14 protein-coding genes and 1 pseudogene are annotated in these 12,065 nt (G+C 63.9%); 7 read left to right on the top strand and 8 right to left on the bottom strand.

The window, feature by feature from the left end; translation table 11 throughout:
- The 4 genes from ABZE94_RS15825 to mreB all read right to left on the bottom strand — a co-directional run.
- Window positions 1–188 (bottom strand): Maf family protein (locus ABZE94_RS15825; protein ID WP_372876447.1); only part of this gene is annotated, 188 nt, incomplete at its 3' end.
- A 41-nt stretch (window positions 189–229) separates the two neighbouring features.
- A complete protein-coding gene (gene mreD, locus ABZE94_RS15820; protein ID WP_372876446.1) occupies window positions 230–718 on the bottom strand; it encodes a rod shape-determining protein MreD in 489 nt (162 codons plus the stop codon).
- Window positions 715–1,659 (bottom strand): rod shape-determining protein MreC, encoded by a 945-nt coding sequence (gene mreC, locus ABZE94_RS15815; RefSeq protein WP_372876445.1) that lies wholly within the window; start codon window positions 1,657–1,659, stop codon window positions 715–717. The genes mreD and mreC overlap by 4 nt, the downstream gene beginning before the upstream one ends.
- 130 nt (window positions 1,660–1,789) lie before the next feature.
- Window positions 1,790–2,827: a rod shape-determining protein MreB gene (gene mreB / locus ABZE94_RS15810; RefSeq protein WP_079203152.1), complete on the bottom strand. Its 1,038-nt coding sequence runs from the start codon at window positions 2,825–2,827 to the stop codon at window positions 1,790–1,792.
- A gap of 307 nt (window positions 2,828–3,134) precedes the next feature.
- Between mreB and gatC the strand changes: the two genes are divergently transcribed.
- The 5 genes from gatC to ABZE94_RS15785 all read left to right on the top strand — a co-directional run bounded on the left by gatC (window position 3,135) and on the right by ABZE94_RS15785 (window position 8,030).
- Entirely contained in the window at window positions 3,135–3,422 is a 288-nt protein-coding gene (gene gatC / locus ABZE94_RS15805) for an Asp-tRNA(Asn)/Glu-tRNA(Gln) amidotransferase subunit GatC (RefSeq protein ID WP_172144020.1), read from the top strand.
- On the top strand, window positions 3,419–4,873 hold the full coding sequence (gatA, locus tag ABZE94_RS15800) for an Asp-tRNA(Asn)/Glu-tRNA(Gln) amidotransferase subunit GatA (protein ID WP_372876444.1): 1,455 nt from the start codon (window positions 3,419–3,421) through the stop codon (window positions 4,871–4,873). The genes gatC and gatA overlap by 4 nt, the downstream gene beginning before the upstream one ends.
- An 11-nt stretch (window positions 4,874–4,884) precedes the next feature.
- Window positions 4,885–6,333 carry an Asp-tRNA(Asn)/Glu-tRNA(Gln) amidotransferase subunit GatB gene (gene gatB, locus ABZE94_RS15795; protein WP_372876443.1) on the top strand — a complete coding sequence of 483 codons (1,449 nt, stop codon included), beginning with the start codon at window positions 4,885–4,887 and terminating at the stop codon, window positions 6,331–6,333.
- Window positions 6,334–6,392: 59 nt separating this feature from the next.
- Complete coding sequence (locus tag ABZE94_RS15790; protein WP_372876442.1) at window positions 6,393–6,842, top strand: septal ring lytic transglycosylase RlpA family protein; 450 nt, start codon at window positions 6,393–6,395, stop codon at window positions 6,840–6,842.
- 90 nt (window positions 6,843–6,932) lie between these two features.
- Window positions 6,933–8,030 carry a calcium/sodium antiporter gene (locus ABZE94_RS15785; RefSeq protein WP_372876441.1) on the top strand — a complete coding sequence of 366 codons (1,098 nt, stop codon included), beginning with the start codon at window positions 6,933–6,935 and terminating at the stop codon, window positions 8,028–8,030.
- 309 nt (window positions 8,031–8,339) lie between these two features.
- On the opposite strand, the gene ABZE94_RS15780 is transcribed toward ABZE94_RS15785, so the two are convergent.
- From ABZE94_RS15780 to ABZE94_RS15770, 3 genes are all read right to left on the bottom strand, one after another.
- Complete coding sequence (locus tag ABZE94_RS15780; RefSeq protein ID WP_372876440.1) at window positions 8,340–9,281, bottom strand: AEC family transporter; 942 nt, start codon at window positions 9,279–9,281, stop codon at window positions 8,340–8,342.
- Window positions 9,282–9,549: 268 nt separating this feature from the next.
- Window positions 9,550–9,843, bottom strand: coding sequence for an addiction module antidote protein (locus ABZE94_RS15775; RefSeq protein ID WP_372876439.1), 294 nt, complete (start codon window positions 9,841–9,843; stop codon window positions 9,550–9,552).
- Window positions 9,836–10,144, bottom strand: a complete 309-nt coding sequence (locus ABZE94_RS15770; protein WP_372876438.1) for a type II toxin-antitoxin system RelE/ParE family toxin — start codon at window positions 10,142–10,144, stop codon at window positions 9,836–9,838. The genes ABZE94_RS15775 and ABZE94_RS15770 overlap by 8 nt, the downstream gene beginning before the upstream one ends.
- Before the next feature lie 321 nt (window positions 10,145–10,465).
- On the opposite strand from ABZE94_RS15770, the gene ABZE94_RS15765 reads away from it, so the two are divergent.
- Together ABZE94_RS15765 and ABZE94_RS15760 are read left to right on the top strand one after the other, a co-directional pair.
- A complete protein-coding gene (locus ABZE94_RS15765; RefSeq protein ID WP_372876448.1) occupies window positions 10,466–10,768 on the top strand; it encodes a type II toxin-antitoxin system HigB family toxin in 303 nt (100 codons plus the stop codon).
- On the top strand, window positions 10,768–11,127 hold the full coding sequence (locus tag ABZE94_RS15760) for a type II toxin-antitoxin system HigA family antitoxin (RefSeq protein ID WP_372876437.1): 360 nt from the start codon (window positions 10,768–10,770) through the stop codon (window positions 11,125–11,127). The genes ABZE94_RS15765 and ABZE94_RS15760 overlap by 1 nt, the downstream gene beginning before the upstream one ends.
- A 445-nt stretch (window positions 11,128–11,572) precedes the next feature.
- On the opposite strand, the pseudogene ABZE94_RS15755 reads toward ABZE94_RS15760, so the two are convergent.
- Window positions 11,573–12,065 (bottom strand): annotated as a pseudogene (locus ABZE94_RS15755) (ABC transporter ATP-binding protein); the annotation flags it as partial.

Genomic DNA, 12,065 nt, shown 5'->3' with positions numbered 1-12,065 from the left:
GGATCAGCCAAGGCGGCCAGTCCAGCCTGCGCTTTGGCGCGGGCCAGACGCTCTACATAGGCGCAGGGAGGCTCTTCTGGCAATGAATTTTCATCGACGGGGACGAGTAGCGTGCTGAAGGGCACGCCGATCTGGCTCAACAATTCGCGACGTCGCGGCGACCCGGAAGCCAGATAAAGCGTGGTCATGCGGACTTCTCCCTGTCGAACTTGTGCAGGGCCAGCCGCACTCAATTAACGTTGAGGCGCTTGTGCGCACCACGCAGGATGACACAGACCCACGGCCACAGCAGTGCGCTGACCAGTGCCGGCAGGACGAACGCCAGGGTCGGTGGACGGTTGCCGGTCAAGGCATTGAGCCACAACTGGACCAGTTGGGCCAGACCGAACACCACCAGCAGCACCATGCTCTGCTGCCACATGGGGAACATGCGCAAGCGCTGGTGCAGGCTCAGCACCAGAAAGGTCACCAGGGTCAGAATCAGGGCATTCTGCCCCAGCAACGCGCCGTTCAGCACGTCGGCCAGCAGCCCGACGCACCAGGCCGTGGTCATGCCCACCCGATGCGGCAAGGCCAGCACCCAGTAGGTCAGGATCAACGCCAGCCACAGTGGCCGGCCGACCTCCATGAACTCGGGCAAGGTGGCCACGCTGAGGAGCAGGGCCAAGGCCAGGCTGAGCCAGATTACCCAGACGTTGCGCGCGCGCAGAGCGATCATTGGCGAGGTTCCGCTGCAGTAGTGGAGGATGTAACCGGCGCATCGGCCGCGGCATCCCGGACCGCCGGCGCCGGAGCGCTAGTCGCTTGCTCGCGGGCCCGACGATCCGCCGCCTCCTGCGCCTCGGCCGAATCGCTGGCGCGCTGCTCGGGGCTGCGCGGATCGGTGAACACCAGGAGCATGTAGCGGCTGCGATTCAGGGCGGCGGTCGGCATGGCGCGGACAATCGCGAACGGCTGGCCGGAGTCGTGAATCACCTCGGTGACCACGGCCACCGGATAGCCCGAGGGAAAACGCTGGCCCAGACCGGAGCTGAGCAGCAGGTCGCCTTCCTTGACGTCCGCGGTATCGGCCACATGGCGCAATTCCAGGCGTTCCGGGTTGCCGGTGCCGGTGGCGATGGCGCGCAGGCCGTTGCGGTTGACCTGCACCGGAATGCTGTGGGTGGTGTCGGTGAGCAACAACACCCGCGAGCTGTACGGCATCACCTCGACCACCTGGCCCATCAGGCCGCGGGCATCGAGCACCGGCTGACCGAGCAATACGCCGTCTTTGCTGCCCTTGTCGATCAGGATGCGGTGGGTGAAGGGGTTGGGGTCGATGCCGATCAGCTCGGTGGCCAACACATCGTCGTCGACCAGCGCCGCCGAGTTGAGCAGTTCGCGCAAGCGCACGTTCTGCTCGGTCAGCACCGCCAGCTTCTGCAGGCGCCGCTGCAGCATCAGGCTCTCGGCCTTGAGCTGCTCATTCTCGGCGGCCAGCTCGCTGCGCGAACTGAGCTCCAGGGTGGCGCTGTCCCACAGGGTCACCGGCAGACGACCGAGCCAGTAGACCGGCTCGACAATCAGGCCCAACTGGCTGCGCAGCGGCTGCAACACGGTGAGTCGCGCATCCACCACCATCAGCGCAGCCGATAGCACGGTGAACACCAGCAGGCGCACACCGAGCGAAGGACCTTTGGCAAATAGCGGTTTGATGGCGAGTTCCTCTCAAGTCAAGCGTCAAGCAGCAAACAAAAAGCTGCAAGCGAGTGGAAACCCGGCTTGCAGCTCGAGACTTGGCGCAGACGGCTTACTCCGTGGACAGCAGATCCATGGTGTGGCGATCCATCATGTCCAGGGCCTTGCCGCCGCCGCGGGCGACGCAGGTCAGCGGGTCTTCGGCAACGATCACCGGCAGACCGGTTTCCTGGGCCAGCAACTTGTCCAGATCCCGCAACAAGGCACCGCCACCGGTCAACACCAGGCCACGCTCGGCGATATCCGAGGCCAGCTCCGGCGGCGACTGCTCCAGCGCGCTCTTGACCGCCTGGACGATGGTGGCCAGGGACTCCTGCAGGGCCTCCAGCACTTCATTGGAGTTGAGGGTGAAGGCACGCGGCACGCCTTCGGCCAGGTTGCGGCCACGCACGTCGACTTCGCGGACTTCGCCGCCCGGGTAGGCGGTGCCGATTTCCTGCTTGATCCGCTCGGCGGTGGACTCGCCGATCAGCGAACCGTAGTTGCGCCGCACGTAGGTGATGATGGCTTCGTCGAAACGGTCGCCACCGACCCGCACGGATTCGGCGTAGACCACGCCATTCAGCGAAATCAGGGCAATTTCCGTGGTGCCGCCGCCGATATCGACGACCATCGAGCCGCGGGCTTCTTCCACCGGCAGGCCGGCACCGATGGCCGCGGCCATCGGCTCTTCGATCAGGAACACTTCACGGGCACCGGCACCCAGGGCCGATTCGCGGATGGCGCGGCGCTCCACCTGGGTGGACTTGCACGGCACGCAGATCAGCACGCGCGGCGAAGGCTGCAGGAAGCTGTTCTCGTGAACCTTGTTGATGAAGTACTGCAGCATCTTCTCGCACACGCTGAAGTCGGCGATCACGCCATCCTTCATCGGCCGGATGGCCGCGATATTGCCGGGGGTGCGTCCGAGCATGCGCTTGGCTTCGGTACCGACCGCAACGACGCTCTTCTGGTTGCCGTGGGTACGGATGGCGACGACCGAAGGCTCGTTCAGGACGATGCCGCGCTCGCGCACGTAGATCAGGGTATTGGCAGTGCCCAGGTCGATCGACAGATCGCTGGAAAACATGCCACGCAGTTTTTTGAACATGGGAGAGGGACCCTAGGCAACGCGTGGTAAAAAAAAGCAACGTGCGGGTAACGCGCAGGCAATCCATCGCGCGGCAACACGCAGATAGTCAACCGCGCGGGGACTCGCGAATAAAAGTGCGGCAAACTCTAACAACGACAGGGATTTTGAGCAAGGCGGCAATATGTTAGATTGCCTGTTTTTCGGGGCCATACGGCCCATCATCGCGGCCTTTGACCACCCGCTCACAGAATCCGTTCCCTGCACGGCTCAGACATGGCGACCCGCGCACATTTTCTGTTGACTGCCCCTCTACTGGAGAACCTCAATGGCGCTTGAACGCTCCGAGGTGGAAAAAATCGCCCATCTGGCCCGACTGGGCCTGAATGAAAGCGAAATTCCACGAACCACCGAGACCCTCAACAACATTCTCGGCCTGATCGATCAGATGCAGGCGGTCGACACCACGGGTATCGAGCCACTGGCCCACCCCCTGGAAGCGACCCAGCGCCTGCGCGCCGACGTGGTGACCGAAGAAAACCACCGCGACGCCTACCAGGCGATCGCCCCGGCCGTGGAGAACGGCCTGTACCTGGTTCCCAAGGTGATTGAGTGATGCATCGACTGACCCTGGCTGAAATAGCCCGCGCCCTGGCCGCCAAACAATTCTCCGCCGAAGAACTGACCCGCGACCTGCTGCAGCGCATCGCGCAGCTCGACCCGCAGCTCAACAGCTTCATCAGCGTCACCGAAGAGCTGGCCCTCGGCCAGGCCAAGGCCGCCGACACCCGCCGCGCCGCCGGCGAGAACGGCGCCCTGCTCGGCGCGCCGATCGGCCACAAGGACCTGTTCTGCACCAAAGATGTACTGACCAGCTGTGGCTCGAAGATCCTCACCGGCTTCAAGGCCCCCTATGACGCCACCGTGGTGGAGAAACTCGCCAGCGCCGGTGCCGTGACCCTGGGCAAGCTGAACATGGACGAATTCGCCATGGGTTCGGCCAACGAATCCAGCCATTACGGCCCGGTGAAAAACCCCTGGGACCTGACCCGCGTCCCGGGCGGCTCCTCCGGCGGCTCGGCGGCGGCGATCGCCGCACGCCTGTTGCCGGCCGCCACCGGCACCGACACCGGCGGCTCGATCCGCCAGCCGGCGGCGCTGACCAACCTCACCGGGATCAAGCCGACCTACGGCCGCGTCTCGCGATGGGGCATGATCGCCTACGCCTCCAGCCTCGACCAGGGCGGCCCCTTGGCGCGCACCGCAGAAGACTGCGCGCTGATGCTGCAGGCCATGGCCGGCTTCGACCCCAAGGATTCCACCTGCGTCGACCAGCCGGTCGACGACTACCTGGCCACCCTGAACCAGCCGCTCAACGGCCTGCGTATCGGCCTGCCCAGGGAATACTTCGGCGCCGGCCTCGACGGCCGTATCGCCGAAACGGTGCTGGCGGTGGTCGAGGAACTGAAGAAACTCGGCGCCACGGTCAAGGACATCAGCCTGCCGACCATGCAGCACGCGATCCCGGCCTATTACGTGATCGCCCCGGCCGAAGCCAGCTCCAACCTGTCGCGCTTCGACGGCGTGCGCTTCGGCTACCGCTGCGAAAACCCGGTCAACCTCGAAGACCTGTACAAGCGCTCGCGCGGCGAAGGCTTCGGTGCCGAGGTCAAACGGCGGATCATGATCGGCACCTATGCCCTGTCGGCCGGTTACTACGATGCCTACTACCTGAAGGCGCAGAAGGTTCGTCGGCTGATCAAGAACGACTTCCTCACCGCCTTCGACGAAGTCGACGTGATCCTCGGCCCGACCACGCCGAACCTGGCCTGGAAGCTCGGCGAGAAGAACAACGACCCGGTCGCCGCCTACCTGGAAGACATCTACACCATCCCCGCCAACCTGGCCGGCATCCCCGGCCTGTCGATGCCCGCCGGCTTCGTCGAGGGTTTGCCGGTGGGTGTACAACTGCTCGCCCCTTACTTCCAGGAAGGCCGCTTGCTCAACGTCGCCCACCAGTACCAACAGGTCACTGACTGGCACACACAAGCTCCGGCTGGATTCTGAGGACGACTGACATGCAATGGGAAACCGTAATCGGGCTTGAGATTCACGCCCAACTCAGCACCCAATCGAAGATCTTTTCCGCCAGCGCCATCGCCTTCGGCGCCGAACCCAACACCCAGGCCAGCCTGATCGACCTCGGCATGCCTGGCACCCTGCCGGTGCTCAACGCCGAAGCCGTACGCATGGCCTGCAAGTTCGGCCTGGCCATCGATGCCGAAATCGCGCCGCAGAACGTCTTTGCGCGCAAGAACTACTTCTACCCGGACCTGCCCAAGGGCTACCAGACCAGCCAGATGGATCACCCTATCGTCGGCAAGGGCTTCCTCGACATCACCCTGGAAGACGGCACCCAGAAGCGCATCGGCATCACCCGCGCGCACCTGGAAGAAGACGCCGGCAAGAGCCTGCACGAAGACTTCCACGGCATGAGCGGCATCGACCTCAACCGCGCCGGCACCCCGCTGCTGGAGATCGTCTCCGAGCCGGACATCCGTTCGGCCAAGGAAGCAGTGGCCTACGTCAAGGCCATCCACGCCCTGGTGCGCTACCTCGGCATCTGCGACGGCAACATGGCCGAAGGCTCGCTGCGCTGCGACTGCAACGTCTCGGTACGGCCCAAGGGCCAGGCCGAATACGGCACCCGCGCCGAAATCAAGAACGTCAACTCCTTCCGCTTCATCGAGAAGGCGATCAACCACGAAGTGCAACGGCAGATCGAACTGATCGAGGACGGCGGCAAGGTGGTCCAGGAAACCCGCCTGTACGACCCGAACAAGGACCAGACGCGCTCCATGCGCAGCAAGGAAGAAGCCAACGACTACCGCTACTTCCCCTGCCCGGATCTGTTGCCGGTGGTGATCGAACCAAGCTTCCTCGATGAAATCCGCGCCAGCCTGCCGGAACTGCCGGTAGAGAAGCGCGCACGCTTCGAGGCGCAGTTCGGCCTGTCCGCCTATGACGCCGACGTACTGGCCGCCAGCCGCGAACTGGCCGACTACTTCGAGGCGGTCAATGCCGTCTGCGGCGATGCCAAGCTGGCCGCCAACTGGGTGATGGGCGAGCTGTCCAGCCTGCTCAACAAGGACAATCTGGAGATCGAGCAGTCGCCGGTGTCCGCTGAACAACTGGGCGGGATGATCCAGCGCATCAAGGACAACACCATCAGCGGCAAGATCGCCAAGATGGTCTTCGAGGCCCTGGCCGCCGGCGAAGGCGCCAGTGCCGACGAAGTCATCGAGAGCAAGGGCCTCAAGCAGGTCACCGACTCCGGCGCCATCGAAGCCATGCTCGACGAGGTGCTGGCGGCCAACGCCGAACAGGTCGAACAGTACCGCGCCAGCGACGAAGCCAAGCGCGGCAAGATGTTCGGCTTCTTCGTCGGCCAGGCGATGAAAGCCTCCAAAGGCAAGGCCAACCCCGGCCAGGTGAACCAGCTGCTGAAGAAGAAGCTCGAAGGTTAACCCCCCGCCCCATCGACGCCGGGCCTGCCCGGCGTTTTTCTGAGTGGAGAAGTGGATCTATGCCGACTCGTAGCCCGGATGCACTCTGGGAACAAGCAAGCCCACGGACTGCATGCGGCTTACGCCCTCACCCGCCGATCCGCAATGGCCTGATCCTCGCCACCCTGCTCGCCCTGCTCGCCGGCTGCGCCAGCCAGGGCATCGACCCTGAGGGATACCGCGCCGAAGGCCGGGCCTCGTATTACGGCGCCCGCCACCACGGCAAGCAGACCGCCAGCGGCGAGCGCTTCGACCAGCACGCCCTCACCGCCGCCCACCGCAGCCTGCCCTTCGGCAGCCGCGTGCGGGTGACCAACCTGCACAACGACAAGAGCGTGGTGGTACGCATCAACGACCGCGGCCCCTTCGTCAGGGGCCGCATCATCGATGTGTCGCGCCAGGCCGCCGAGCGACTCGACATGCTCCGCGCCGGCGTGGTGCCGGTGCGCGTACAGCAACTGGCCGAGTGAACATAGCTGTTTACAAAGAACACGCGATCGCCCTCTGGCGTACTGCAAGCCGATGATTAAACTAGCGCCTCTTTTCTGGAGCCCCTTGCAATGACCCCGATGACCTTCGTCTACCTGATCGCCGGCCTGGTACTGCTGGTTGCCGGCGCCGAGGTACTGGTGCGCGGCGCCGCCAAAGTGGCGGCGCAATTCGGCATTCCGCCGCTGGTAATCGGCCTGACCGTGGTGGCCTTCGGCACCAGCGCGCCGGAAACTGCAGTCAGCGTGCAGGCCGCCCTGAACAACAGCGGCGACCTGGCCATCGGCAACGTGATCGGCAGCAATATCGCCAACGTCTTGCTGATTCTCGGCATGACCGCCCTGGTCGCGCCGCTGATCGTCTCCCGGCAACTGATCCGCCTGGACGTGCCGATCATGATCGGCGCCAGCCTGGTGGTCTACGCCCTGGCCTGGGACGGCGGCCTGAGCACGCTCGACGGAGCCCTGCTGTTCACCGGCGTGCTGGCCTACACCGGCTTCCTGATCATCAGCAGCCTCAGGGACAAGAGCGCGGCCGATGACAACGACGAGTTCGCCAAGGAGTTCGGCCTGCACCAGGCGCCCAAGCCCTACGCCTGGCTGATCAACCTGGCACTGATCGTCGCCGGCCTGATCCTGCTGGTGAGCGGCTCCAACCTGCTGGTCGAGGGCGCCGTCAGCCTGGCCCGCGCCCTTGGCCTGTCCGAGCTGATCATCGGCCTGACCGTGGTGGCCATCGGCACCTCGCTGCCGGAGCTGGCGACCTCGATCATGGCCGCCATCCGCGGCGAACGGGATATCGCCGTGGGCAATATCGTCGGCAGCAACATCTTCAACCTGCTCTGCGTACTCGGCCTGGCCTCGCTGGTATCGCCGCTAACGATCTCGATTTCGCCGAACGCCCTGGCCTTCGACTTCCCGGTGATGATCGCGGTGGCCGTAGCCTGCCTGCCGATCTTCTTTTCCGGTTATCGCATCAATCGCTGGGAAGGCCTGCTGTTCCTCGCCTACTACCTGGCCTACACCCTCTACCTGGTGCTGTTCGCCACCGGCCGACCGCTTGCCCAGGCCTTCGGCGATGCCATGCTCGGTTATGTGCTGCCGCTGACGGTGGTGACCCTGGCGGTGATCGCCGGACGCGCCTGGCATAGACAGCGCGAGCCCCTTTAGCGCGGCGACCCTATGGCAATCGCTGCGCTCAAGCCACATTCTGCGAAACGCTGCAGATCCCGTAGGATGGCGTTGAGCGAAGCGATACCCATCATAGCGATCTGCGACAAACCAATAAAATGCGGCGACTGCACAACCGCTCCATGGGTATCGCTGCGCTCAAACCTACGCGGCCCGCACCATCCGACCGATTAGCGGTCGGGCTTTTGTAGGATGTGGTGGGCCGCAACGGTTTTGTAGGATGTGGTTGAGCGCAGCGATACCCATCACAGCGATCCGCGATCAACGCCTGCCCCCGCCCAGCAACCCCTAGATCCAGCCGATCCACTGCAACAGCAGCAAACCGATATTGATGGTCAGCACCGCGGCCAGGGTGGTGATCACGATGATCGCCGCCGCCAGCCGATGATTGCCATTCACCGCTCGCGCCATGACGAAACTGGCGGCAGCCGTAGGGCTGGCGAAATAGAGGAAGAGGATCGCCAGTTCCGCACCACGGAAGCCCCACAGCCAGGCGCCCAGGGTTGCCAGCAAGGGCAGCCAGACCATCTTCATCAGGCTTGAACTGATGGCGATGGCGCTGCTCTCGCGCAACGAGGCCAGGCTCAGGGTGCCGCCGATGCAGATCAACGCCAGCGGCAGGGTCATCTGCGCGAAGTACTGGGTCGAGATCATCAGCCAGTCCGGCAGCGCCAGGCGCCAGTAGGCGACCGGCATGGCCACCAGCACGCCGATGATCAGCGGATTGCCGAGGATGCTCCTGCCGATGGCCCAGGGACCGGACTTGACGTGCGGACTGTAGATCGCCAGGACGATGGCCGACAGGGTGTTGTAGCAGAGGATCACCACCCCGCCCAGCACCGCGCCGAGCGACAAGCCGTAATCGCCATACAGGCTGGTGGCCAGCGCCAGGCCGACGATGCCGTTATTGCCGCGAAACGCGCCCTGAGTGTAGATCCCGCGATCCTCCCGCGGACAACGCCAGATGGCCCAGCCCCAGGCGATCAGGAAACACGCCAGGGTCGCCAGCACGAAGTAACCCAGCAGCGCCGGCTGCAGGGCCGCGCTCAGGTCCGCCTTGACGATGCCGAGAAACAGCAGAGCCGGCATGGTGCCGCGAAACACCAGCGACGACGCGGTGTTGACAAAGGCATCGTCGATCCAGCCCAGGCGCTTGAGCCCCACACCGAGAAACAGCATCGAGAACACCGGCGCGGTGATGGCGAGGGTTTGCAGGACGACGGCGAACATGGCGGCCCCGGGCGGACGGTTTACTTAGGGGGCTAATCATAACAACAGAAGAGGTAGGACAACTTAACTTGATCGCTCCACGTCGAGGCATCGAGCCGCCCGCCCGGGCATGCAGGCCGAGACGCTCCGCGGCCCGCCACATCCGACAAAGCCCTGCGACCGCAGGGTCAGGCGGGGATTTTGTTTGCTGGGGATTTCGGGCTACAAAGTCGTAGTCGCGACGCAAATCCGGCGCGGGATCGGTAGTTCGTGGATACCGTCTCCCCCCTCAGTGAGCCGCCTGCACGTGCAGCTTCAGCCCCAGGGCCTTGATTACTTTCAGGATGGTACCGAACTCGGGATTGCCCTCACCAGAAAGGGCGCGGTAGAGACTTTCACGCGACAGACCGGAATCACGCGCGACCTGTGTCATACCGCGCGCACGGGCAATCACACCGAGCGCCTTGGCAATGAACGCTGGATCGTCGCCAGCCTCCTCTATGCAGGCATCCAGATATTCAGCCATGTCTTCTTCGGTTTTAAGGTACTCAGAGGAGTCCCAGCGTGAGAATTGCTCAGTCATGATTCTGCTCCTTCCAGGCTTTGGCTATCCGCCCAGCCTGCTTGATGTCGCGGCCCTGACTGCCCTTGTCGCCACCACACAGCAGGATCACCAACCGGCGGCCCTGCTGCATGAAGTACACCCGGTAACCGGGACCATAGTGAATACGGGCCTCACTCAGCCCGTCGCCAATCGGCTCGACATCGCCAAAGTTGCCGTCAGCCATACGATCGATGCGAGCCTGGATGCGCGCCCTGGCGCGACCATCCGCGAGACCGGACAACCAATTGGAGAAAGTAGCGCTGCGGACGATTTCGGCCACGCGGTGATTGTAGCCTTCAGGCTACAACAACACAAAGGGCCATAGCACCATGGCGTAGATCTACTGATGCACATCCTACAAAATCCCTGCGGCCCGCCACATCCTACAGAACCGTTGCGGGTCCCGTAGGATGAGCGAAGCGATACCCATCACGACGATCTGCGGCCAACCAATAAAACCCGGTGGCTGCACAACTGGGTGCTCCAGACCGATCACTCCACCCCATTACCCCCACAAGCTCATGCTGCGGCTGACGACAAGGCAACCGTTGCCAGCCGATACGTAAGGGCGCATAAATCTCCCAAAAAGGGAGAACCAATGGTGCGGATAATTGCCAAAGCAACATTGCGCACATTCTGGGAAAGCAACCCCGCCTACCTCGACGCAATGTCGCCGCTGACGGAGTGGTATCGGCACATGGAGAAGGCCACATACCGCACGCCGCAAGAGGTCAAAGCGGAGCTGCGGACGGCAAGCGCGCTGCAAGGCGGACGAGAGGTCTTCAACATTGCCGGCAACAAGTATCGAGTGATACTGGCGATCGACTACGAACGGCAACTGGCTTTTGTGCGATTTGTCGGCACACACGGCCAGTACGACCAGATCAATGCGGAGACAGTGTAATGAACATCAAGCCCATTCGTAACGATGACGACCTGGCAGCAGCCTTGGGCCGCATGGAACAGCTGTGGGGCGCTGCAACCAACACCCCGGAGGGCGACGAACTGGAAGTACTGGCGCTTCTGATTGAAAAATATGAAGACGAGCACCACCCCATACCCCCTTCCGATCCCATCGAGGCGATCAAATTCCGCATGGACCAGCAAGGCCTGACCCCGCGCGACCTGGAGGCCTACATTGGCCCGAGCGGACGCGTATCCGAGGTACTCAATCGCAAACGGCCATTAAGCCTGCGCATGATCAAACGCCTGCATGAAGGCCTGCATATTCCCTACGAGAGCCTGCTTTCGGGCGCCGCATAAGAGCCGGAACCGAGCCTGCAGTCCGGGCGGTGATCCGTTCGGTGCACAGCGACAACCCGCCAGGATTTGTGCCGCGTCGAGCAACCCATGGTGCACTGCCTGCGGGTAGGGCGGTCGGGGCGCCGTCCGCTCGCAGCGCAGCGACAGCCCGCCAGCTTTTGCGCCGCGTCGAGCAACCAATGGTGCACTGCCTTCGGCGAGTGACACCCTACGGATTGCGGATTGTTCCAGATCTGACGTTCCGCTCGGTCCGTAGGGCGGCCTCGGAGCGCAGCGACAGCCCGCCAGCTTTTGCGCCGCTCCGACGAACCCATGGTGCACTGCCTGCGGGTAGGGCGGTCGGGGCGCCGTCCGCTCGCAGCGCAGCGACAACCCGCCAGGATTTGTGCCGCGCCGAGCAACCCATGGTGCACTGCCTTCGGCGAGTGACACCCTACGGGCAGGGTCAGGCGGGGGTTTTGTTGGGCGGGGATGGCGCGGGGGTTGGGGCGGTTTGGGCTTTGTGGGCGGCGTCGTCGAGGATTTTGAAGAACACGCTTTCCAGCGATACCGCCGGTTTTACCGTCAGCAGGTGGCCGCCGCTCTGGTTGAGCTGGGCGATGAAGGCCGGCAGCGCGGCCTGGGTCAGTTCGCATTCGAACTCGCCGTCGCGCAATCGGCGGGCGCCGGGCTGGATGGCGTGTTCGGCGTTGAAGCGCACCAGCAGGTGATCGGCGCGTTCGGCGGCCAGTTCGCGCGGCGAGCGCACGGTCAGCAGTTCGCCCTTGTTGATGAAGCCGAAGCGGTCTGCGATGCGTTCGACGTCGTGCAGCACATGGGAGGTGAAGAAGATCGCGCCGCCCTGCTGCTTGTACTCGTTGAGGATATCCACCACATCCTTGCGCCCGACCGGGTCGAGGCCGGACAGTGGCTCGTCGAGTACCAGCAACCGGGGCTGC

Source organism: Pseudomonas sp. (assembly GCF_041601375.1).
Classification (GTDB): Bacteria; Pseudomonadota; Gammaproteobacteria; order Pseudomonadales; family Pseudomonadaceae; genus Aquipseudomonas.
Note: the sequence above shows the minus strand (reverse complement) of the source record. Positions and strands in the feature narration are given on the sequence as shown.

Excerpts from the sequence above, each read along its gene's own strand:
- mreD (WP_372876446.1), bottom strand. The coding sequence starts at position 718 with ATGATCGCTCTGCGCGCGCGCAACGTCTGGGTAATCTGGCTCAGCCTG.
- mreB (WP_079203152.1), bottom strand. The coding sequence starts at position 2,827 with ATGTTCAAAAAACTGCGTGGCATGTTTTCCAGCGATCTGTCGATCGAC.
- gatC (WP_172144020.1), top strand. The coding sequence starts at position 3,135 with ATGGCGCTTGAACGCTCCGAGGTGGAAAAAATCGCCCATCTGGCCCGA.
- gatB (WP_372876443.1), top strand. The coding sequence starts at position 4,885 with ATGCAATGGGAAACCGTAATCGGGCTTGAGATTCACGCCCAACTCAGC.
- ABZE94_RS15790 (WP_372876442.1), top strand. The coding sequence starts at position 6,393 with ATGCCGACTCGTAGCCCGGATGCACTCTGGGAACAAGCAAGCCCACGG.
- ABZE94_RS15785 (WP_372876441.1), top strand. The coding sequence starts at position 6,933 with ATGACCCCGATGACCTTCGTCTACCTGATCGCCGGCCTGGTACTGCTG.
- ABZE94_RS15780 (WP_372876440.1), bottom strand. The coding sequence starts at position 9,281 with ATGTTCGCCGTCGTCCTGCAAACCCTCGCCATCACCGCGCCGGTGTTC.
- ABZE94_RS15775 (WP_372876439.1), bottom strand. The coding sequence starts at position 9,843 with ATGACTGAGCAATTCTCACGCTGGGACTCCTCTGAGTACCTTAAAACC.
- ABZE94_RS15760 (WP_372876437.1), top strand. The coding sequence starts at position 10,768 with ATGAACATCAAGCCCATTCGTAACGATGACGACCTGGCAGCAGCCTTG.